Genomic DNA, 22,728 nt, shown 5'->3' with positions numbered 1-22,728 from the left:
TGGGCCCATGCGCTTTTCCGATCTGACTCAACGAATCGCCGGTGATGGCGCTGCCGCCTGGGATATTCATTACCGTGCACTAGCCTTGCGCGAGCAAGGCGCAGACATTCTGCTGCTGTCCGTAGGCGACCCGGATTTCGACACGCCACAGCCTATCGTGCAGGGGGCCATCGACAGCCTGCTGAATGGCAACACTCACTATGCCGAAGTGCGCGGCAAGCGTGCCCTGCGGGAAGCCATCGCCAAGCGTCATCAACAACGCAGCGGCCAAAGCGTTTCGGCCGATCAGGTCACCGTGCTGGCCGGGGCGCAATGTGCGCTGTTCAGCGTGGCCCAATGCGTGCTGAATCCGGGTGACGAAGTGATCGTCGCCGAGCCGATGTACGTCACCTACGAAGCGGTGTTCGGTGCCTGCGGTGCCGTGGTGGTGCCAGTGCCGGTGCGCTCGGAAAACGGCTTTCGCGTGCTGCCTGAAGACGTCGCTGCGCGTATCACCCCACGTACCCGTGCCTTGGCGCTGAACAGCCCGCACAACCCGTCCGGCGCCAGTCTGCCGCGCAGCACGTGGGCTGCTTTGGCTGAATTGTGCATCGCCCACGACCTGTGGCTGATTTCCGACGAGGTCTACAGCGAGTTGCTGTTCGAAGGTGAACACGTCAGCCCGGCGAGTCTGCCGGGCATGGCCGAACGCACGGCGACCCTCAACAGCCTGTCGAAATCCCACGCCATGACCGGTTGGCGTGTGGGCTGGGTGGTGGCGCCGCCATCGCTGGCCGCGCATCTGGAAAACCTCGCGCTGTGCATGCTCTACGGCTCGCCGGATTTCATTCAGGACGCTGCCGTCATCGCGCTGGAAAGCAATCTGCCGGAACTGCAAGCCATGCGCGAAGCCTATCGCCAGCGTCGCGATCTGGTGTGCGACAGCCTGGCCGATTGCCCCGGGTTGCGGGCGTTGAAACCTGACGGCGGCATGTTCGTGATGCTCGATATCCGCGAAACCGGACTCAGCGCCCAGGCGTTTGCCGACCGTCTGCTGGATCGCCACGGCGTGTCGGTATTGGCGGGCGAAGCCTTTGGTCCGAGTGCGGCGGGGCATATTCGACTCGGTCTGGTGGTCGGCGCTGAACCGCTGCGCGATGCCTGCCAGCGCATTGCCCGTTGTGCCCAAGAACTGATGGAGGCTCAGCTACATGCTTAACCACAAGGCGTTGTTTATTGATGGTCGCTGGCAGAAACCTTCGGGGCAGGGCATCGCCGAGGTGATCAACCCGGCCACCGAGCAAGTGTGCGGCAGTGTTCCGCTCGGTGATGAACTCGATGTCGAAAACGCTGTGGCAGCTGCACGCCGGGCCTTCGCCTCATGGTCGCGCACGCCGTCCAGCGTGCGTGCCGGTTATATCCGTGCACTGGCCGATCAACTGCGCAATCGTGCCGATGAGATGGCCTCGGTCATCACCACTGAGTTGGGCATGCCGGTGCAATGGTGCCGCTCGGTGCAGGTCGACGGGCCGATCACTGGCCTTGAGCAGTACGTCGAACTGGCTCATCTCATGGACGAGGTGCGCGAAACCGGCAATTCGCTGGTGATCCGCGAGGCAGTGGGTGTCTGCGCGTTCATCAATCCGTGGAATTACCCACTGCACCAGTTGATCGGCAAACTCGCCCCGGCCCTGGCCGCCGGTTGCACAGTGGTGGTCAAGCCAAGCCAGGAAACGCCGCTGCATGCCTTCCTGTTGGCGCAAATGATCGAGGACATCGGTTTGCCTGCCGGGGTGTTCAACCTGGTCAGCGGACCGGGCTCGAAAGTCGGCGAAGCGCTGGCGAAACACCCGGACGTGGACATGGTGTCGTTCACTGGCTCCACCGGCGCCGGCGTTCGCGTTGCGCAAGCGGCGGCGCCTTCGGTGAAGCGCGTGTGCCTTGAGCTGGGCGGCAAGTCGCCGCTGCTGATCGCTGAGGATGCGGATCTGGATGCGGCCGTGCGCTACGGCGTGCAGGACGTGATGATCAACTCCGGTCAGACCTGCACCGCGTTGACCCGCATGCTGCTGCCGGCCAGCCGTTATGCCGAAGCCGTGGAAATCGCCCTGCAAGAGACCCTGAGCCTGCGCATGGGCGATCCCCTCGACCCGCAAAGCTTCCTCGGCCCAATGTGTTCCGCGGGGCAAAAACGCACCGTGCTCGATTACATCAAGGTCGGCCAACAGGAAGGTGCACGGCTGCTGTGCGGCGGTGACACGCCGTCGGCATTCGAGCGCGGCTTCTATGTCAGCCCGACGCTGTTCGCCGATGTCGATAACCGCATGCGCATCGCCCAGGAAGAAATCTTCGGCCCGGTGCTGTGCCTGATCCCTTATGCCGATGAGGCGCAGGCTATCCAGATCGCCAATGACTCGCCGTTCGGCCTGTCCAGCGGCGTCTGGGCCGGTAGCGCCGAGCGCGCCTTGCAACTGGGGCGTCAGATGCGCGCCGGTCAGTGCTTCCTCAATGGTGCAGCGTTCAATTATCAAGCGCCGTTCGGTGGTTACAAGCAATCGGGTAACGGTCGCGAATGGGGTGAGGAGGGGCTGAACGAGTTCGTCGAAGTGAAGGCGATCCAGGTGTGATCTCTGGCAATTCGAATGCAGTACGCACCGGGCCCTGGCCCGGTGTCTTGCGTGGTTTTGAACCGGTATTTCATTAGCTTTTATCAGGGGCAATGCAATGAGCGATAACAAAAACAAGATTACTCAAGCGAACCATGAATTCAGCTTCCCGCGTCGAGACTTCTTGAAGTACAGCGCGGCGGCCGCGGCGGTGGCCTGGGCGTTCTCCATGGGGCTGCCGTTTGGCGCCTTCGCTGAAGAAACCAAGCCCAAACCCGGCGGCGTGTTGCGCCTGGGTCTGGCCGGTGGCAGCACCACCGACTCGAAAGATCCGGGTTCCTGGTCCGACACCTTCACCTTCGTCGGCTTCTCGGCGGTCTATAACACCCTGACTGAAATTGCCGTCGACGGCACAGCCATTCCGGAACTGGCCGAGAGCTGGACCTCGACCCCGGACGCGCGCATCTGGACCTTCAAGATTCGCCAAGGCGTGACCTTCCACAATGGCAAGACCCTGACCGCCGACGACGTGGTGGCGTCGATCCAGCATCACCTCGGCGAGAAATCCACCTCGGCGGCCAAGACCGTACTCGGTGACGTAGCCAAGGTCAGCGCCAACGGCAGCGACAGCGTGGTGTTCGAACTGCACTCGGGCAACGCCGACTTCTCTTATGTGGTCGCCGATTACCACCTGGCGATCATGCCCGGTAAGAATGGCGCGGCGGACTGGCAGGCCGGTGCCGGCACCGGGGGATATCGCCTCAAGGACTTCGAACCGGGCGTGCGCATGACCCTGGAACGCAGCCCCGATTACTGGAAACCGGGACGGGCGCACTTCGCCAGTGCCGAACTGATTGCCATCGCCGACGGCGCTGCACGGGTCAATGCGCTGGTTACCGGGCAAGTGGATGTGATCAACAAGGTCGACCTGAAAACCGTCGCGCTGCTCAAGCGCAACCCGAACCTGGTCATCGAAGAAACCAAGGGCGCCCAGCACTACACCTTCCCGATGCTCACCGACAGCCAGGCGTTCCAGAACAACGACGTGCGCCTGGCGATGAAACACGCGATCAACCGCGAAACCCTGCTGGCCTCGGTGCTGCACGGTTATGGCCTGGTGGGCAACGACCACCCGATCCAGCCCGGTAGCCGCTTCATCAACACTGCGCTGGAACAACGCACCTACGATCCGGACAAATCGCGTTTCTACCTGAAAAAGGCCGGTCTGGATTCGCTCAAGGTGCGCCTGCAAGCGTCCGACGCAGCGTATTCCGGCGCCGTGGACGCCTCGGTGTTGTTCAAGGAACAGGCGCGTGCCGCCGGGATCGACATCGACGTGGTGCGTGAGCCAGCGGATGGCTTCTTCTCCAACGTGTGGATGAAGCAACCCTTCACCACCTCGTTCTGGTACAGCAGCCTGACCGCCGACCGCATGTTCAGCATCGGTTACGCCAAAGGCGCAGCGTGGAACGAAACCCACTGGGACAACCCGCGTTTCAACCAGTTGCTCAACGCCGCTCGCGGCGAGATGAACGACCCGCTGCGCCGCGAGATGTACAACGAAATGCAGGCGCTGTGCCGGGACGAGGGCGGGGCGATCGTGCCGCTGTTTGCCAGCTCCGTGGCAGCCCGCTCCAACCGCGTCGTTCACGGCGGACAGACCGCGCCGTACGGCGAGCTGGACGGCTTGCGGGTGATTGAGCGCTGGTGGCAGGCCTGAAACCGGGATCTGACAAACGACAAAGATCAACTGTGGGAGCGGGCTTGCTCGCGAATAGGCCCTGTCAGCTGACACATTTGCCATCTGACACACCGCTTTCGCGAGCAAGCCCGCTCCCACAGGGGATATTTGCAATCTGCACCAGCGTGCCCAATCCAAGGAACCGCACGATGAGAAGTATTTTCAAGCTGTTGGGGCAACGCCTGGCCCTGGGCCTGCTGTCCCTGTTCGCCGTGTCAGTGATCATTTTCCTGGCGGTCGGCATGCTCCCGGGCGATATCGCCCAGGCCATGCTTGGCCAGTCGGCCACCCCGGAAACCGTGGCGGCCTACCGTGCGCAACTGGGGCTGGATATGCCGCCATTGACGCGTTTCGGCCACTGGATCTGGCACCTGTTGCAAGGCGACCTCGGTGTGTCGCTGGCCAACCAGCGACCGATCGCTGAACTGGTTGGCGCGCGTCTGGGCAACACCTTCAGCCTGGCGCTGTTGGCGGCGCTGGTTTCCGTGCCGTTGGCCTTGCTGCTGGGAATGCTCGCCGCGTTGTACCGCAACAGTTGGTTCGACCGTTTGCTCAACACCTCGGCCCTGAGCGCGGTGTCGTTCCCCGAGTTCTTCGTTGCCTACATCCTGATCCTGGTGTTCGCGGTGAAGCTCAACTGGTTCCCGAGCATTTCCAACCTGGCGCCGGACGCTTCACTGGGTACGGTACTGGAACGCTCGGTGTTGCCGGTGGCGACCCTGAGCCTGGTGGTCATTGCACAGATGATGCGCATGACCCGCGCCTCCCTGATCAACCTTTTAGCCAGCCCCTACATCGAAATGGCCCGGCTCAAGGGCATCAGCCAGTCGCGGATCATCTTCCGCCACGCCTTGCCCAACGCCCTGGCACCCATCGTCAACGTGGTGGCGTTGAACCTCGCGTACCTGGTGGTCGGTGTGGTGGTGGTCGAAGTGGTGTTTGTCTATCCGGGGCTCGGCCAGTTGCTGGTGGACTCGGTGGCCAAGCGCGACATCCCGGTAGTGCAGGCCTGCAGCCTGATCTTTGCCGCGACCTACATCTTGCTCAACACCAGCGCCGATGTGCTGTCGATTGCCAGCAACCCACGCCTGATGCATCCGAAGGGGTAAACCATGAGCCTGTTGAAACAAGTGTGGCGGGCGCCGCTGAGCGCCAAGTTCGGGCTGTTGATGATCCTGCTTTACATCCTGGTGGCCGTGTTCGCACCGGTATTGGCGCCGTTCGGCGAAACCCAGGTGGTGGGCGAGGGCTTTGCGCCGTGGGGCGGACAGTTCCTGTTGGGCACCGATAACCTGGGGCGCGACATGTTCAGCCGCCTGGTCTATGGCGCGCGCAATACCCTGGGCATTGCCTTCCTGACCACCGTGCTGGCGTTTCTGCTCGGTGGCTTGAGCGGTCTGATCGCGGCGATCAAGGGCGGGTGGGTCGACCAGGGCCTGTCGCGAGTGGTGGATATCCTGATGGCCATTCCGCAACTGATCTTCGCCTTGCTGATTCTCAGCGTGGTCGGCACCACGGCGACTTCGCTGGTATTGGTGATTGCGTTGCTGGATGCGACCCGGGTGTTTCGACTGTCTCGCGCCGTGGCGATGAGCGTGGTGGTGCAGGACTTCGTCGAAGCTGCGCGCTTGCGCGGTGAAGGCCTGTGGTGGCTGGTCACCCGCGAAGTGTTGCCCAACGCCGCGGCGCCGCTGATTGCCGAGTTCGGCCTGCGCTTCTGCTTTGTGTTCCTGTTCATCAGTGCGCTGTCGTTCCTCGGCCTGGGCATTCAACCGCCTACCGCCGACTGGGGCAGCATGGTGCGCGACAACGCCGTACTGATCACCTTCGGCGACATCAGTCCGCTGTTGCCCGCCCTGGCCGTGGCCTTGATCACGGTCAGCGTCAACTTCGTCGTCGACTGGATGCTGCACAAGTCCAGCGGTCTCAAGGAATGCTGAACATGACGAGCACAAGACCTTTGCTGGAAATCCGCAACCTGCACATCGAAGGCCACTACGAGGATGCCTGGCACCCGCTGATCAAGGGCATCGACCTGACCCTGCAACGCGGCGAAGTGTTGGGGCTGATCGGGGAGTCCGGCGCGGGCAAGTCGACCCTCGGCCTGTCGGCCATGGGCTACACCCGCGACGGCTGCCAGATCACCGGCGGCTCGGTGCACTTCGACGGCATCGACCTGCTCAAGGCCAAGCCCGAAGCCCTGCGCAAACTGCGGGGGCTGCGCATTGCCTATGTGGCACAGAGCGCGGCGGCCTCGTTCAACCCGGCCCATCGACTGATCGACCAGCACGTCGAAACCGCTGTGAAAAACGGCGGCATGAGCCGCGACCAGGCCATGCGCGACGCGGTGGAATTGTATCGGGTACTACGTCTGCCCAATCCCGAAACCATTGGCCAGCGCTATCCGCATCAAGTCTCCGGCGGCCAGTTGCAACGGGTGATGACCGCCATGGCCATGGCTTGCCACCCGGACCTGATCATCTTCGATGAACCGACCACGGCGCTGGACGTCACCACCCAGATCGAAGTGCTCGCCGCCATTCGCGATGCCGTCGCGACCTACGGCAGTGCGGCGATCTACATCAGCCACGACCTGGCGGTGGTGGCGCAAATGGCCGACCGCATCATGGTGCTGCGCCACGGCAAACTGGTGGAGGAGGCCGAGACCCGCAAGATGCTCGGCGACCCGCAGGAGGACTACACCAAGTCGCTATGGGCGGTGCGCAGTTTCCGCACCGAACCCAAGGCCTGCCCGCAACAGGAACAACCGCTGCTGGAACTGCGCAACAGTTGCGCCAGTTACGGCCAGCAACCGGTGCTGCACGACGTTTCCCTGAAGCTCTACCGTGGCCAGACTCTCGCGGTGATCGGCGAGTCCGGCAGCGGCAAAAGCTCCACGGCACGCCTGATCACCGGTTTGCTGCCGCCAACTTACGGCCAGGTGCTATACGACGGCGAATCCTTGCCGGCGGATTTTCGCCAGCGCAGCAAGGAACAACTGCGGCGCATCCAGATGATCTACCAGATCCCCGACACCGCGCTGAATCCGCGTCAGCGCATTGTCGATATCATCGGCCGACCGCTGACGTTCTACCTCGGGCTCAAGGGCAAGGCCATGCGCGCCCGGGTCGCCGAACTGCTGGAGATGATCGAACTCGACCCGGCCACCTTCATGGAGCGTCAGCCCCGTGAATTGTCCGGCGGGCAGAAACAACGCATCTGCATCGCCCGGGCGCTGGCGGCCGATCCGCAGCTGATCATTTGCGATGAAGTGACCTCGGCACTGGACCAACTGGTGGCCGAGGGCGTATTGAAATTGCTCAACCGCATCCAGCAGCAATTGGGTGTCGCTTATCTTTTCATCACCCATGACGTCGCCACTGTTCGGGCGATTGCCGATGAGGTATTGGTGATGCAACGGGGCAGGGTGGTGGACCACGGCTCGCGCAGCCAGATTTTCACCCCGCCACATCAGGACTACACCGGCCTGCTGTTTTCTTCCGAACCGCAAATGGACCCCGACTGGCTCGACCGGTTGCTGGCCACACGCGCTTCCAAACCTACTACCGATACGCTGGAAAAAGTCTAAGGAACCACCATGAAAGTACTGATCGTCCACGCTCACCCGGAGCCGCAATCCTTCACCGCCGCCCTGCGCGACCAGGCTGTCGCCACTCTTGAAGCCCAGGGCCACGAAGTACAGGTCAGCGACCTGTACAAAATGAACTGGAACCCGGTGGCCAGCGACGCCGACTTCTCAAATCGGGAAAACCCCGAGTACCTGGTCTATGCCCTGGAACAACGCCTGGGCGTGAAAAGCCAGTCGCTGGCGGCGGACATCCAGGCCGAACTGGACAAGCTGTTGTGGGCCGACTTGCTGATCCTCAACTTCCCGATCTTCTGGTTCTCCACCCCGGCCATGCTCAAGGGCTGGATTGATCGGGTGCTGGTCTCGGGCATCTGCTACGGCGGCAAACGCTTCTACGATCAGGGCGGTCTGGCCGGCAAGAAGGCGCTGGTGACGGTGACCCTGGGCGGTCGTGAACACATGTTCGGCGACGGTGCGATCCATGGCCCGCTTGAAGACATGCTGCGCCCGATCCTGCGCGGAACCCTGGCTTATGTTGGTTTTGATGTACTGGAACCGTTCGTGGCCTGGCATGTGCCGTACATCAGTGACGAGGCGCGCCAGCAGTTCCTGGTTGACTACGACCAGCGCCTGCAACACCTGAGTGATGATCAGCCTCTGGTGTTTCCGAAGTTGGCGCAGTTCGATGACAAGCTCTATCCGCTGACCACCAAGGCCTGATCACCACCACTAACCCTGTGGGAGCGGGCTTGCTCGCGAAGAGGGTCTGTCAGTTGACCCAACTGGCGACTGACACACCGCCTTCGCGAGCAAGCCCGCTCCCACAGTTTGATCTTCAGTGCGTTCGAATCCCCGCGCCATTGTTCTGAATACGCAAACACTGATGTCGCCGAGAATGGAATTGTTGGTGCAGTGGTGGACTTGTAGCCTCCATTACGCCGAACACCACGATCTGCCTACGATCGAGTGGAGCCCGGGCCAGGGCTCATCAAGACGTCATACCTTGTTTTCGGCCTCATGCCCCTTCGGGGGATTGGCGCCTAATAAAAATAAGGAAGGCAGGTATGAGTATTCGTGCATGGGTTTGCGCAGCAACCCTGTTCGCGCCCGTTCTGGGTGCCGATGTTTTGTTTCCCTCTATGGCTCTGGCAGCAGACGATCCCATGGGTTCGCTGGTGCGCAATGTCTTCGGCGACAGCCTTGAGCGTGAACATGGGATCAAGATCTACGGCTGGGCTCAGGCCGGTGTGATCTATAACAACAACGGCACGGATGACGTCAGCAAGCAAAGCTTCTTCAATACCGACGAAGGTGTGAACCTCAACCAGTTCGCCCTGGCCGTGGAGAAAAAACCCAAGAGCAATGTGGTCGGTCGTGTCGGACCGTTTCCCGGGCCGATGCCGCAAGAAGCTGACTGGGGCTTCAACGTAACGGCGCTGTACGGCAAGGACGCGCGCTTCTTCAAGACCTACGGCTGGGATGAAGACCTGAGCGTCAACCGCAACAACAAGGCCGAAGATCCGGCGTTGACCATTGCCCAGGCGTACGCTGATTTTTACTTCCCGGTGCTCGGCGGTTCGGATCTGATGATCGGGATTTTCCACACGCCGCTGGAAAACGAAATCGGCTTCGCCTTGCCATCCCCGGCACCGACGGACTTCTACTCGCACACCTATTCATTCATGCACGGCCCGGCCAAACATGCCGGTGCGCTGTACTCGTTCAAACTGCCTTCGAAACCGGGCGAAAGCATGCTCGGCTTCGAACTGGGCGTGGTCCAGGGCTGGAACAACCTGCAAGATCCCAATCACTCGCCGGACGTGATCGCCAACGTACGTTGGCGTTCGGCGGACTTCGGCACCTGGATCGACTGGGAGAACATCTACGGTAATGGCGCTGGCGACAGTTTCGCCGAATGCAGTTGTGGCTCGCCGCTGCCGGCGGGCACCAAGGATGACGACTTCAAGCGCCTGGCGTCTTATCTGACCCTTTCGCAAGTCATCGATCCAAACAACCGCGTGGCGCTGGAGTTGAACTACGGCAAGCAGGAGCAGGGTGCTTTCGCCGGGTTTGCCAACAAAAAAGACGCCACCTGGTATGGCACCGACATTAACTGGTACCACAAGCTTAGCGAAAACCTGATGTGGAACAGCCGCGCCGAGTGGTTCTACACCGACGCCCCGGTCCACGTGATGATGGCCAACATCGACCCGAACACTGGCATCCCGGACCCGACCTGGGGCAGCTTCTACGGGGTCACCACCAACCTGGCCTGGACGCCGACACCCAACGTGCGCCTGCGCCCGGAACTGCGCTACGACATCCATTCAGGCCCCGGCCGCGATGCCTATGCCGACGGCGAAAAGGATTCGCAAGTGGTCGCGTCGTTCGACGTCAGTTTCTTCTTCTAAACGGATTTCTACGGTTTACCCCTGACCCTGCGTGATGGCCCGGCCACACGCGGCGACCCCGTTCGTCCAGGCTTTTGGAGTACTTACATGACAGACAACAACGATAAAAACCTGTTAGGCCGCGACTTCTCCCGCCGTGACTTCCTGCGCAGCACCGGTATTGCCGCCGGTGGCGTGGCACTGGCAAGCATGCCCTTCAACTTTGCCATCGGCGGTGAGCGGGTGATCAAGCTTGGCTATGTCAGCCCACAGACCGGGCCGTTGGCACCTTTCGCGGCTGCCGATAACTACATCATCGAGTCGCTCAAGCAAGTGCTGAAGAGCTCGATCACCGTGGCCGGCAAGGCTTACCGCCTGGAAGTGATCGTCAAGGACAGCCAGTCCAACCCCAACCGCGCGGCGGAAGTGGCAAGCGAGCTGATTCTCTCGGACCAGGTCGATCTGATGCTGGTGTCGTCGACCCCGGAAACCACCAACCCGGTGTCCGACCAATGCGAAATCAACGAGATTCCGTGTATCTCCACGGTGGCTCCGTGGCAGCCGTGGTTCTTTACCCGTGGCGGAAAACCGGACCAGGGCTTTGAGTGGACGTACCACTTTTTCTGGGGCCTGGAAGATGTGATTGGTACTTACAGCGCCATGTGGGGGGCGATGCCGTCCAACAAAGTCGTCGGCGGTCTGTTCCCCAACGACGGCGACGGCAATGCCTGGGGCGACCAGAAGCTCGGTTTTCCGCCGGTACTGGCGCAAAAGGGTTTTCAATTGGTCGACCCTGGCCGCTTCCAGAGTCTGACCGACGATTTCTCTGCGCAGATTGCCGCGTTCAAAAAGGCCGACGTCGAGATCGTCACCGGCGTGGTCATTCCGCCGGACCTGAGCACGTTCTGGACCCAGGCCCGGCAGCAAGGCTTCAATCCGAAAGCCGTGTCGGTGGGCAAGGCATTGTTGTTTCCGACGGCAGTCGAGGCATTGGGCAAGGCCGGCAACAACCTGTCGACCGAAATCTGGTGGAGCCCGACGCACCCGTTCAGCTCGTCGTTGACCGGCGCCAGTGCCGGCCAATTGGCCCAGGGTTTCACCCAGGCCACCGGCAAGCAGTGGACGCAACCGTTGGGGTTCGTGCATGCCTTGTTCGAACTGGCGGTGGACATCCTCAAGCGCACCGAAGAAATCGGCAACGCCCAAGCAGTCCGCGATGCCTTGCTCAAGACCAACCTCAACACCGTGGTCGGCCCGATCAACTGGAATGGCGGACCGGTGAAGAACGTCGCCAAGACGCCTCTGGTCAGTGGCCAGTGGCGACTGGGCAAGGACAATAAATACGACCTGATCGTGACCAGCAATGCCACCGCGCCGGCGATTCCGCTGGGCGGCGAAATGCAGGCCATTACGTATTGATCGCGCAAAAGGACACCGGTGCACCATGCAACAGCCACTTCTACAAATGACCGATGTGCACAAAAGCTACGGCGAGGTGAAGGTCACGGATGCCATGAGCCTGAGCCTGCAACCGGGTGAAGCCCTGGGCATCATCGGGCCCAACGGCGCGGGTAAAAGCACGCTGTTCAACCTGATCGCCGGCGGCGTGGCGGCGGACAAAGGCACGATTCATTTCGAAGGCCGCAATGTCACCCGAGAACCCGTGTTCAAGCGCTGTCAGCAAGGCATCGGCCGTTCCCACCAGATTCCGCATCCGTTCGTGAAGATGACCGTGTTCGAGAACCTGCTGGTGGGCGCGACCTTCGGTGCGCGGCTACGTGACAACGAAGCCAGCCAGTGGTGTGCGCAAACACTGGAGCTCACCGGCCTGATGCGCAAGGCCAATGTGCTGGCCGGCTCACTGACCTTGCTCGACCGCAAACGCCTGGAAATGGCCCGAGCCTTGTCGACCCAACCGCGCCTGTTGTTGCTCGACGAAATTGCCGGAGGCCTGACCGAACCGGAATGCCTGGCACTGGTGGAAACCATTCAAGGCATCCACAAGTCCGGCGTTGCCATCATCTGGATCGAGCACATCGTGCATGCCTTGCTGGCGGTGGTCAGTCGCCTGACGGTGATCAACTTCGGTGCCAAGCTGGCCGAAGGCGAACCGCGCAGCGTGATGGCCGATCCTCGGGTCCAGGACATTTACATGGGCATCGGGAGCTGACGCATGCTGACCATCGAAAAACTCTGCGCCGGTTACGGCGACTTTCAAGCGCTGTTTGACATCAGCCTGACCCTTGAGGCCGGTGAAACCGTGGCGATCATCGGCTCCAACGGCGCGGGCAAATCGACGTTCCTGCGCTCCTTGGCCGGGTTGATCAAGAACCAGCCGGGCGCCATTACTTTCAAGGGGCAGACCATTGGCGACATGCCAGCCAATCTGGTGCTGGAGCGCGGCATCGCGTTGGTGCCGGAGGGCCGCAAGCTGTTTCCGTCGCTGACGGTCGAAGAAAACCTGTTGATCGGCGCCTATAGCAAACGCCCGGGACCGTGGACACTGAAGCGGATCTATCAGCTGTTCCCGGTGCTGGAGAAACTGCGCAAGCGTCCGGGCACCGCACTGTCTGGCGGCCAGCAGCAAATGGTTGCGATTGGCCGGGGCCTGATGGCCAACCCGCACTTGCTGTTGTGCGACGAAATCAGCCTGGGCCTGGCACCGACGACGATCAAGGACATCTACGCCGCATTGCCCTCGATCAAAGCCGACGGCACCACGGTGATTCTCGTCGAGCAGGACATCAATCAGGCACTGAGTGTGTGCGACCGCTTCTATTGCTTCCAGGAAGGGCGCGTGTCCCTGACCGGTCGGCCTGGGGATGCGGATAAAGCACAAATCAAAGCCGCGTATTTCGGGATCTAGTGATGGAATGGCTCAATACTTTGCTTCAAGGCATGTTGCTCGGTGGCCTGTACGCGATGTTCGCGGTGGGGCTGTCGCTGATGTTCGGCATCATGCGCCTGGTCAACATCGCCCATGGCGACTTCATCGTGCTGGCGTCGTACCTGGCGCTGCTGGTGGTCAATCACCTGGGGTTCAGCCCGTTGGCGAGCTTGCTGATCGTGGTGCCGCTGATGTTCTGTTTCGGCTATCTGCTGCAACGGCTGTTGCTCAACCGCACGCTGGGCATGGACATCCTGCCGCCGTTGCTGGTGACCTTCGGCCTGTCGATTATTGTGCAGAACGTGCTGTTGGAGTTCTTCAGTGCCGACAGCCAAAAACTCGCTCAAGGCGACCTGGAGGTGGCCAGCGTCGGCATTGGCAGCCTGAGCGTAGGCGTGATGCCGCTCATCGTGTTCTGCAGTGCGCTGCTGATCATCGGCGGCCTGCAATTGCTGTTCTACAAAACATCGTTGGGCCGGGCGTTTCGCGCCACCTCTGATGACCAGCACACCGCACGGCTGATGGGCGTCAACAACGCGCACATTTTCGGCCTGGCCATGGCGCTGGGGATGGCCGTGGTGTCGATTGCCGGGGTGTTCCTGGCGATCCGCACCAGTTTTGATCCTACGGTCGGGCCGGCGCGGCTGTTGTACGGCTTCGAAGCGGTGATCATCGGTGGCCTGGGCAGCCTGTGGGGCACGCTGGCCGGAGGGGTGATTCTCGGCGTTGCGCAAACCCTGGGGGCAAAAGTCGATCCCGGCTGGCAAATCCTCGCCGGTCACCTTGTGTTCTTGCTGATCCTGGTCCTGCGTCCGCGTGGCCTGTTTCCCCGGAGTGTCGACTGATGAATGCCTTGAATAACCCCGCGCTTGGGTTTCGCGTACAACGCACGACCACCAGCAGCACCGTCGGCCTGTCGTTGCTGGGCCTGTGCGTATTGATCTTGCTCAGTGCACCCTTGTGGGCCGATCGGGCGAGCCTGCGTCTGGTGGTGGAGTTCGCCTATTACCTGGCGTTGGCGCAAATGTGGAACTTGCTGGCGGGCTACGCCGGCATGGTCTCGGTAGGGCAACAGGCCTTCGTCGGTCTGGGCGGCTATCTGCTGTTTATGCTGGCGAGCCAATTCGGTGTGCCGCCTTTGGTGGCGGTATTGCTTTCAGGCGTGTTGGTGGCGCTGCTGGCGATTCCCACGGCGCTGATCGTGTTTCGTCTGCGTGGCGCTTACTTCGCCATCGGTACCTGGGTGGTGGCTGAGGTCTTCCGTTTGGGCCTGGCGCAGATGAGCAGTCTGGGTGGCGGTTCAGGGCAAAGCCTGCCGGCGGCGATTGTGCGGCAGATCGGTAATGACCGGGACGGACGCGAAACGCTGATCTATTTCACTGCGCTGGCCATCGCCATTGCCGCCGTGGCAGTTGTGTTTTTTCTGCTGCGCTCGCGTCAGGGCCTGGCACTGGCATCGATTCGTGATTCTGAACCAGCGTCCGGCAGCCTCGGGGTGGATACGTTCCGTACCAAGCTGATGGTTTATGTGCTGGCCGCCGGTTGCACGGGGGTGGTCGGGGCGCTGATCTTCCTGCAAAAACTGCGCATTTCCCCGGACGCTGCGTTCAACCTGCAGGACTGGACGGCCGTGGTTATCTTTATCGTGATCATCGGTGGCATCGGCACCCTGGAGGGGCCGTTGATCGGCACGCTGATTTACTTTGTGCTGCGCGGTTGCCTGGCGCAGTACGGTGCGGTGTACATGATTATCCTCGGCGTGGTTGCGGTGGTGATGATGCTCAAGGCTCCGCAAGGGGTGTGGGGACTGATCAGCGAACGCCTGGGCTGGCAGGTGTTCCCGATGCAGCGACGGTTATCCGTGTAGTAGCGAGCTCGCTCGCGATGGAGGTCAACGATGACGCGGGATACCTGGCTCACCGCGGTGCCCTCTGGTTTTTCGCGAGCAAGCTCGCTCCTACAGGCAGGTTTTCGCCCTGGATGTGGAGCGACCGGCTAACCTCGCTGTTCATACAAGAACAAAAACATCCAGAGAACCTGCCCCCATGGATCGTTTACTCAGTGTCGAAGCCTTTGTGCGGGTTGCCGAAACCGGCAACTTCGCCAGGGCGGCCCAGCAACTGGGCGTGACCCGCTCGGTGATCACCCACCGTATCCAGCTGCTGGAACAGTTCATCAATGCGCCGCTGTTCCATCGCAGCACGCGCCATGTGCGGCTCTCCGAAGTGGGCGAGACCTACTACAAGGAGTGCGCCGACATGGTCGCGAGTTTCAATTCCTTGACCGAACACATGCGCGAACAGCGGGCCAAACCCACCGGCAAATTGCGCGTGCAGATGCTGCCGGGGTTTGCCATCGGTCACTTCGGCCGCATGCTGGCCGAGTTCACGCGGTTGTACCCGGACATCGAAGTGGACGTGATCGTCAATGACCGGGTCGTCGACCCCATCGAAGAAGGTTTCGACGTGGCGTTCCAGATGTTCCCGCCCATGGCCGAAACCCTGATCGAGCGCAAGCTGTTCAGCGTGCGCCGACTGTTCTGCATGTCGCCCGATTACGCCGGCGAATTCGGCGTGCCAACTCATCCCCAGGAGTTGCTGCAACACAAGATTGCCTTGTACGAAGGCTATCCGTCGCGCAACCGATGGATCTTCACCCGTGAAGACGAGCAAGTGGAACTCAGCCTGCCAGGCCAGGTGCGCTCGAATTCGGTGCATTTGCTGCGCGATTACGCGCAGACCGGTGTGTGCATTGTCTGCCTGCCGACCCTGGTAGCCAGCGATGACTTGCTCAGTGGCCGCTTGATTCCGGTGCTGCCGGAGTATGCGCTGTCCTCGTTCAACTTCTCGGCGGTGTATCCCGCCACCCAGCGCCGGGCCTTGAAAGTGCGTACGTTGATCGACTTTCTGGTGGACAACTTCGGCGATGAGCCATGCTGGGACAAGCCCTTGCTGGAGCGTGGCTGGGTCCGCTGAGTCAATACACGAACCCTGTGGGAGCGGGCTTGCTCGCGAAGGCGGTGTATCAGACGACATTTATGTTGACTGACACTCCGCCTTCGCGAGCAAGCCCGCTCCCACAAGGATTGCGATTGAGCAATGACGCCAGTGTTTGCGTTTCGCAAACACTGTTGTCGCCGGTCCTCTAATTGTCCGCCGAGGTGGTGCGACGTACTGTTGGCTCACTGTTACTACAACAACAAAACGGTGAAAACCATGAGTAGCGCTGCAATCGAAACGGTCTTCGGCTCGCTGGACAACTACACCAAAGGGACAGTTGAAATCATCAGCGGCCAGGCCAGTCACTACGCCTTTTCCAACATTTTCGAAGTGGCGGATAAATCCCTCCCTTATGAGAAAGTCGTGGTCGGTTTCAACCTCGGCTACGTCGTTGAGTCCATCCGTGCCGAAGGCCAGTCGCCCTGGTACACCGCAGCGCACGACGAGTTCGCCATTGTCATGGACGGTGAAGTTCGCGTGGACTTCCTCAAGCTCGATGCGCCGTTGAAAGCCGGCGAGGGCACGCACCTGGCCGGTGAGATACCTGCGGGAAAACCGATGGGCTACGTGCTGCTCAAGCGCGGCCATCAATGCCTGTTGCCGGTCGGCACCGCCTATCGCTTCGAAGCCAGTCGCCCGGGTGTGATCCTGCAGCAGACCATCAAAGGCCCGTTGTCGGTCGAGAAGTGGGCAGACATCTGCTTCAAGTGATCTGGCACGCCCGACCGCCCACCCCACAACAACAAGAGGAATTCCGCCATGGCCATGCTTGAAACCGCAGCCGACACCGCCCACCTTGCCGACGATGAAGTCCAGGCCAGCGCGCCCCATGCCGTCACCGGCTACCGCTCATACAAACTCGGCGCCTTCGAACTGTCGCGCGACGAGTATTTCGCCCGCATCACCTGGCCGGCCAAGGGCCAGACCCGCTCGCACCTGATTCCGGTCGATGCTTTCCTGCGCGCCATGATGCGCGACGTGGCCTGGGGCTTTTTCTATGGCTGGGTCAACTTTGACCACGTCATTGGTACCCGCAACTACTACGGCAAGGTTGACCTGTACGCCGGCACCTTCAATGGCACGCTCAAGGCGGCCGGGGTCAATTACACCGAAAACTTTGAAACGCCGCTGATCATGGCCACCTTCAAGGCCATCCTGCGCGACTGGACCAACGCCACCTTCGACCCCTTTGCCGCACCTGAAGAGACCGGCAGCGCATTCGGCCGCAAGAACGGCAACAACATCGAAGCCATCGAGCGCTCCCGCATCGCCACCAAACGCATGCCGGGTCTGAAGGATGACTCGCCGCTGCGTGACGACCTGCCGGTCAATCGCCAGTTCATCGATGTGCCGCAGGACGAACCGGAGGTCCATGCCGCCGAAGGCTTCGAAGGCGAACTGCATGCCTTCAACCTGTTCAAGTACTTGTCCCGTTCCGACGTGACCTGGAACCCGTCGGTGACCTCGGTGTGCAAGGCCAGCCTGTTCTGCCCGACCACTGAGGAGTTCATCCTGCCGGTGTTCCACGGCAACGACCGTATCGAGTGGTTCTTGCAAATGTCCGACGAAATTATCTGGGACGTTGGCGACAAGGACGACGGCAATCCCCGTGCGCGCATCACCATGCGAGCCGGCGACATCTGCGCTATGCCCGCGGACATCCGTCACCAGGGCTACTCGACCAAACGCTCGATGCTGATGGTCTGGGAAAACGCCACGCCAAACCTGCCGCAACGCTACGAAAGCGGCGAACTCAAGCCGTATCCGATCGAGTTCTAGGACCTGGTGTCCGGCCCGGCCTCGCGCCGGGCAAAGCGCTCAAGAATCAATTCGTCAAACACTGCGCCAGCCGCGCGGTGCGAGGAAACCATTATGCAAAATCAGCTCTATATCGATGGCCGTTTCGTGGATGCCGTCGCTGGCGGCACCATCGACGTGGTATCGCCCCACGACGGTTCTTTAATCACCCGCATCGCTGCCGCCGAAGCCGCTGACATCGACCTCGCTGTCGCCGCCGCCAAACGTGCGTTCCCTGCCTGGTCTGCCTTGGGCGCCGCCGAACGCGGACGCCTGTTGCTCAAACTGGCGGACAAGATCGAAGAGTGCGGTGAAGAACTGGCGCAGCTCGAATCCCTCAATACCGGGCACCCGATCCGTGACTCCCGTGGCCTCGACGTGCCGCGCACGGCGGCGTGCTTCCGTTATTTCGGCGGCATGGCCGACAAAATCGAAGGTTCGGTGATTCCGGTCGAAGCCGGGTTCCTCAACTACGTGCAGCGCAAGCCGATTGGCGTGGTGGGGCAGATCGTGCCGTGGAACTTCCCGCTGATGTTCACCAGCTGGAAAATGGGCCCGGCGCTGGCGGCGGGCAACACCATCGTGATCAAGCCTTCGGAAATCACCCCGTTGTCGACCTTGCGCATTGTCGAACTGATGACTGAAGTCGGCTTCCCCAAAGGCGTGGTCAACGTGGTGCCAGGCTACGGCCATACTGCCGGGCAAGCGCTGGCGGAACACCTCGACGTGGGCAAGATTGCCTTTACCGGTTCGACCGCCACCGGGCGCCGGATCGTCGAAGCTTCCAGGAGCAACCTCAAGCGTATCCAGCTGGAACTGGGCGGCAAGGGCGCGAATATCGTGTTCGAGGACGCCAACCTGGACGCGGCGGTCAACGGCGCGGCCTGGGCGATCTTTCACAACCAGGGGCAGGCCTGCATCGCCGGCTCGCGGCTGATTCTGCACAAAGACATCGCGGACCAGTTCCTGGAGCGTTTCATCGCCCTGGCCAAGTCCATCCGCCTGGGCGATCCCTTGGACCCGGAAACCGAAATGGGTCCGCTGACCTCGGCGCTGCACCGCGACCGGGTATTGGCGTACATCGACATCGCGATAGAGCAGGGCGGCAAGGTCCTCGCCGGCGGCAAGGCACCGGACGATAAAGCATTGGCCAATGGGTTTTATGTTGAGCCGACAGTGGTCGAGGCCAAGCCCGGTGACCGTGTTTGCCAGGAGGAAGTCTTCGGCCCGTTTGTGACCGTGGTGCGCTTCAGCACTGACGAAGAAGCCCTGGCCATCGCCAACGGCAGCGAGTACGGACTGGGCAGCGGCCTGTGGACGCAGAACCTGAGCCGCGCACACAAAATAGCCGACGCGATTCACGCCGGGATGTGCTGGATCAACTGCTACAAACGGGTCAACCCGGGCAGTCCGTTTGGCGGTGTCGGTCAGTCCGGCTATGGCCGTGAAATGGGTTTCGAAGCGATCCACGATTACACCGAAGCCCGTTCGGTCTGGGTCAACGTCGACGCCAACATCCCTGCGTACTACAAACGCTGAGGCCTGTCATGAATCCTTTTGTTTACCAAAGCCTGCCGACCCGTGTGGTGTTCGGCTGGGGCAAGCTTTCGGCACTGGCCGAGGAAATTGAACGACTGGGTGCGCGGCGCGCGCTGATCCTGACTACGCCGGAACAGCGCGGGCTCGGCGAACAGGTCGCTGCGTTACTCGGTGATCGCGCGGCGGGTGTCTATCCCAAAGCCGTGATGCACGTTCCACTGGAAGTGGCGCAAGCGGCGCGCCTTGAGGCAGCGCGGCTGGACGCCGATTGCTGCGTGGCCATTGGCGGTGGCTCGACCATTGGCCTGGGCAAGGCGATCGCGATGGATTCCGGTCTGCCCATCGTGGCGGTGCCGACTACCTATGCCGGTTCCGAGATGACGCCGATCTACGGCTTGACCGAAAACCGCCTGAAAAAAACCGGACGAGATCCCAAGGTCTTGCCCAGGACCGTCATCTACGACCCGCAATTGACCCTGACCCTGCCCACGCAGATATCCGCCTGTTCGGGCATGAACGCCATGGCCCATGCGGTCGAAGCGCTGTACGCCCAGGATGCCAACCCGATCATCGGTTTCATGGCCGAAGAGTCGATTCGCTCGCTGGCGCAGGCGTTGCCAGGCGTTGTCAGTAATCCCGATGACCCTGAGGCGCGCAGCCAGGCGTTATATGGTGCGTGGCTGGCGGGCATTTGCCTGGGTTCGGTCGGCATGGCCTTGCACCACAAGCTCTGTCACACGCTGGGCGGAACGTTCAATCTGCCTCACGCACAAGCGCACGCCATCGTCTTGCCCCACGCCGCGCATTACAACCGCGAAGCGGCGGCGGGGCCATTGCAACGGGCCGCCCGCGCATTGGGTGGGAGCGAAGCAAGCGAGGTCGGTGCCTTGTTGTACGCGCTGAACCAGAAACTGGGTATTCCACTGGCCCTGGCGGACATCGGCTTTCCGGCCAACGGCCCGGCCGAAGCCGCGCAGATCGCCTGCGCGAGCCCTTACTACAACCCGCGACCGTTTGAACAAGGCCCGATCGAGGCGTTATTGAACCGTGCCCTGACAGGTCAGGCCCCAGCCTGATCTGCCAGCCACTCTTATCCTCGTCGGAATAACAACAATGACCGATCAAGACAAAGCCATAGAGAAACTGATCTCCCAACAGGCAGTGAACAGCTTCAACGATGCGCCGAATGCGCGTTACAAACAGATCATGCAAAGCCTGGTGCGCCACCTGCATGCGTTTGTCAGTGAGGTCGAATTGACCGAACAGGAGTGGTTCGAAGGCATTGGTTTCCTGACCGACACCGGGCACAAGTGCGATGGCCTGGTGCGTCAGGAATTCATTCTATTGTCAGACACCCTTGGTGTTTCGATGCTGGTCGACGCGATCAACCATCGCCACAGCGCAACGGCCACCGAAACCACCGTGTTCGGGCCGTTTTACATCGATGGCATGCCGGATCGCGAGTTCGGCGAAAACATGGCCTTTACTCCGGGCGAAACGGCGCTGGTGCGCGGGCGCGTGGTCGACATAAACGGCAATGCCTTGGCCGGTGCGGTGCTGGACGTGTGGCAGACCGCCGAAAACGGTATGTATTCCGGACAGGACACCGAACAGCCTTTCGGCAACTTGCGCGGGCGTTATCGCACCGACGCGGATGGCTGCTTTGCGATTCGCACCATTGTCCCGGTGGCTTATCCGATACCGACCGATGGCCCGGTTGGGCGTATGCTCGATGCCGCCAACCGCCATGCGTGGCGGCCAGCTCACCTGCATTTCATGATTGATGTGCCGGGCTATCGCAAATTGGTCACGCACCTGTTCAATCACGACGATCCGTATCTGCAATCCGATGCCGTGTTTGGGGTGAAACAGTCGTTGCAGGTGATTTATGAAGACCTGAACACCCACGATGACGTATCTGCCAGGCTGGGTATGGAAGTGCCGTTCAAGCGTGCGTGTTATGAATTTGTCATGGAGTCAGCGTGAATCATGGGCCAGTTCTTTGCGGTATTTGCCACTGACCATGCGGATCGCCAGACACTGCGCCAGCAATTGCGGCCCAGCCATCAGGCGCATTTGCGTGCGACTGGAGACCATCGAGTGGTGGTGCGACTCGGTGGTCCGATGCTTGACGATGCCGGTGCAGCGATGAATGGCACGTTGCTGGTCATCGAGGCGGGTAGCTTGCCGGAGGTGGAAGCGTTCATGCAGGACGATCCCTATGTCCGGGCCGGACTGTTCGCCAGCCTTCAGATCCGCCCCTGGCACTGGAGCCTGGGCAACCCGGAACTGCGCGGTTTTCCATGATCACCATTCCCTTGTGCCGACTCGACGACATCGCCGACGGCGGGGCCTTGGGACTGCCGCAGCACCAGCAACTGCATCCCGCCGGGCTGGTGGCGGTGCGTCAGGGCGAACAGGTGTGGGTGTACGTCAACCGCTGCCCGCATTTCTCGGTGCCGCTGGACTTCAATCCGCAGCAGTTCTGCACTTATCGCGGCAAGGTCCTGATGTGCGCCCATCACAGCGCGATGTTTCGTTTCGACGACGGGCACTGCATCGATGGTCCGTGTAAAGGCGCGCAACTGGAGGCCGTGCCGGTGCGTAGGGTCGACGACCGACTGGTCATGGAGATTGGCTCCACCGCCGGTCAGTAACCGGGTGGCTGACGGGGGCTGATCTAAACTCCTGTTGGGGGTGAACCACGTTCATCCGGAGGTCATCATGAAAAAATTGTCACCCATCACTCTGTGCCTCGCATTGTCGGTTTTGAGCGCCCCTGGATGGGCGCAAACAGTGGTGCCGATGAAAGGGCAAAGTTCGCAACAAACCCAGGCCGACATCAACGAATGCAACAGCATCGCCGCCAGCCAGAGCACCTCGACGGCTTCCACGCCTTCGGGTGGGCGGGTCAAGGGTGCCGCTGTAGGGGCCGCCGCCGGCGCGACGGCTGCCCAGGTGCGCGGCAATCAACATGACGAGGCTTATGATCGAGTCGACGATGACAGGAAACAGGACTATCGCCAGAACCGCGCCAAGGAAACGGCGGCGGCCGGCGTCGTGGTCGGCGGTTCACGTCAGCGCCAGGAACGCCGGGAGCAATCGAAAACCACCCAGGCGAACACCACGACCGCTTACACCAGCTGTTTGCAGGGCAAGGGGTATCAGGTCAACCCTTGATGTAGGAGCGAGCTTGCTCGC

The 22,728-nt window shown here is 61.3% G+C and carries 22 protein-coding genes; all 22 read left to right on the top strand.

Annotation, left to right across the window (positions count from 1 at the left end):
* The first annotated feature begins 7 nt into the window (after nt 1-7).
* Nucleotides 8-1,198, top strand: a complete 1,191-nt coding sequence (locus PMI28_RS27300; RefSeq protein ID WP_007981547.1) for a pyridoxal phosphate-dependent aminotransferase — start codon at nt 8-10, stop codon at nt 1,196-1,198.
* Nucleotides 1,191-2,606 (top strand): aldehyde dehydrogenase family protein, encoded by a 1,416-nt coding sequence (locus PMI28_RS27305; RefSeq protein WP_007981545.1) that lies wholly within the window; start codon nt 1,191-1,193, stop codon nt 2,604-2,606. Before PMI28_RS27300 ends, PMI28_RS27305 begins: the two co-directional genes overlap by 8 nt.
* Nucleotides 2,607-2,703: 97 nt before the next feature.
* Complete coding sequence (locus PMI28_RS27310) at nt 2,704-4,305, top strand: ABC transporter substrate-binding protein (protein WP_007981543.1); 1,602 nt, start codon at nt 2,704-2,706, stop codon at nt 4,303-4,305.
* Between the two features lie 170 nt (nt 4,306-4,475).
* On the top strand, nt 4,476-5,435 hold the full coding sequence (locus tag PMI28_RS27315) for an ABC transporter permease (protein ID WP_007981541.1): 960 nt from the start codon (nt 4,476-4,478) through the stop codon (nt 5,433-5,435).
* A gap of 3 nt (nt 5,436-5,438) precedes the next feature.
* The gene (locus tag PMI28_RS27320; protein WP_007981539.1) at nt 5,439-6,266 is read left to right on the top strand and encodes an ABC transporter permease; all 828 of its coding nucleotides are present in this window, start codon (nt 5,439-5,441) and stop codon (nt 6,264-6,266) included.
* Nucleotides 6,267-6,268: 2 nt separating this feature from the next.
* Nucleotides 6,269-7,915, top strand: coding sequence for an ABC transporter ATP-binding protein (locus PMI28_RS27325; RefSeq protein WP_007981537.1), 1,647 nt, complete (start codon nt 6,269-6,271; stop codon nt 7,913-7,915).
* Nucleotides 7,916-7,924: 9 nt separating this feature from the next.
* Nucleotides 7,925-8,635: an NAD(P)H-dependent oxidoreductase gene (locus PMI28_RS27330; protein WP_007981535.1), complete on the top strand. Its 711-nt coding sequence runs from the start codon at nt 7,925-7,927 to the stop codon at nt 8,633-8,635.
* A 344-nt stretch (nt 8,636-8,979) separates the two neighbouring features.
* A complete protein-coding gene (locus PMI28_RS27335) occupies nt 8,980-10,326 on the top strand; it encodes an outer membrane beta-barrel protein (RefSeq protein WP_007981533.1) in 1,347 nt (448 codons plus the stop codon).
* A gap of 87 nt (nt 10,327-10,413) precedes the next feature.
* The gene (locus PMI28_RS27340; protein ID WP_007981531.1) at nt 10,414-11,724 is read left to right on the top strand and encodes an ABC transporter substrate-binding protein; all 1,311 of its coding nucleotides are present in this window, start codon (nt 10,414-10,416) and stop codon (nt 11,722-11,724) included.
* A gap of 25 nt (nt 11,725-11,749) precedes the next feature.
* On the top strand, nt 11,750-12,475 hold the full coding sequence (locus PMI28_RS27345) for an ABC transporter ATP-binding protein (RefSeq protein WP_007981528.1): 726 nt from the start codon (nt 11,750-11,752) through the stop codon (nt 12,473-12,475).
* A gap of 3 nt (nt 12,476-12,478) precedes the next feature.
* Complete coding sequence (locus tag PMI28_RS27350) at nt 12,479-13,171, top strand: ABC transporter ATP-binding protein (protein ID WP_007981525.1); 693 nt, start codon at nt 12,479-12,481, stop codon at nt 13,169-13,171.
* A 2-nt stretch (nt 13,172-13,173) separates the two neighbouring features.
* Nucleotides 13,174-14,037, top strand: a complete 864-nt coding sequence (locus PMI28_RS27355) for a branched-chain amino acid ABC transporter permease (protein ID WP_007981523.1) — start codon at nt 13,174-13,176, stop codon at nt 14,035-14,037.
* On the top strand, nt 14,037-15,059 hold the full coding sequence (locus PMI28_RS27360) for a branched-chain amino acid ABC transporter permease (protein ID WP_007981522.1): 1,023 nt from the start codon (nt 14,037-14,039) through the stop codon (nt 15,057-15,059). The genes PMI28_RS27355 and PMI28_RS27360 overlap by 1 nt, the downstream gene beginning before the upstream one ends.
* Before the next feature lie 178 nt (nt 15,060-15,237).
* Nucleotides 15,238-16,167, top strand: coding sequence for a LysR family transcriptional regulator (locus PMI28_RS27365; RefSeq protein WP_007981520.1), 930 nt, complete (start codon nt 15,238-15,240; stop codon nt 16,165-16,167).
* A gap of 240 nt (nt 16,168-16,407) precedes the next feature.
* Nucleotides 16,408-16,902 (top strand): hypothetical protein, encoded by a 495-nt coding sequence (locus tag PMI28_RS27370; RefSeq protein ID WP_033063026.1) that lies wholly within the window; start codon nt 16,408-16,410, stop codon nt 16,900-16,902.
* A 48-nt stretch (nt 16,903-16,950) separates the two neighbouring features.
* Complete coding sequence (locus PMI28_RS27375; protein ID WP_007981517.1) at nt 16,951-17,970, top strand: hypothetical protein; 1,020 nt, start codon at nt 16,951-16,953, stop codon at nt 17,968-17,970.
* A 93-nt stretch (nt 17,971-18,063) separates the two neighbouring features.
* Nucleotides 18,064-19,527 (top strand): aldehyde dehydrogenase family protein, encoded by a 1,464-nt coding sequence (locus PMI28_RS27380; RefSeq protein WP_007981515.1) that lies wholly within the window; start codon nt 18,064-18,066, stop codon nt 19,525-19,527.
* A gap of 8 nt (nt 19,528-19,535) precedes the next feature.
* Complete coding sequence (locus tag PMI28_RS27385) at nt 19,536-20,603, top strand: maleylacetate reductase (RefSeq protein WP_007981513.1); 1,068 nt, start codon at nt 19,536-19,538, stop codon at nt 20,601-20,603.
* Between the two features lie 37 nt (nt 20,604-20,640).
* Complete coding sequence (locus PMI28_RS27390) at nt 20,641-21,513, top strand: dioxygenase family protein (RefSeq protein ID WP_007981511.1); 873 nt, start codon at nt 20,641-20,643, stop codon at nt 21,511-21,513.
* Between the two features lie 3 nt (nt 21,514-21,516).
* On the top strand, nt 21,517-21,834 hold the full coding sequence (locus PMI28_RS27395; protein ID WP_007981509.1) for a YciI family protein: 318 nt from the start codon (nt 21,517-21,519) through the stop codon (nt 21,832-21,834).
* The gene (locus tag PMI28_RS27400) at nt 21,831-22,184 is read left to right on the top strand and encodes a Rieske (2Fe-2S) protein (RefSeq protein WP_007981507.1); all 354 of its coding nucleotides are present in this window, start codon (nt 21,831-21,833) and stop codon (nt 22,182-22,184) included. The genes PMI28_RS27395 and PMI28_RS27400 overlap by 4 nt, the downstream gene beginning before the upstream one ends.
* 67 nt (nt 22,185-22,251) lie before the next feature.
* On the top strand, nt 22,252-22,707 hold the full coding sequence (locus PMI28_RS27405; protein WP_007981505.1) for a YMGG-like glycine zipper-containing protein: 456 nt from the start codon (nt 22,252-22,254) through the stop codon (nt 22,705-22,707).
* Nucleotides 22,708-22,728: the final 21 nt, after the last annotated feature.

It is taken from the genome of Pseudomonas sp. GM48, from assembly GCF_000282335.1.
Classification (GTDB): Bacteria; Pseudomonadota; Gammaproteobacteria; order Pseudomonadales; family Pseudomonadaceae; genus Aquipseudomonas.
The sequence above is the reverse complement of the archived record's forward strand: the minus strand, read 5'-3'. Positions and strand labels throughout refer to the sequence as shown.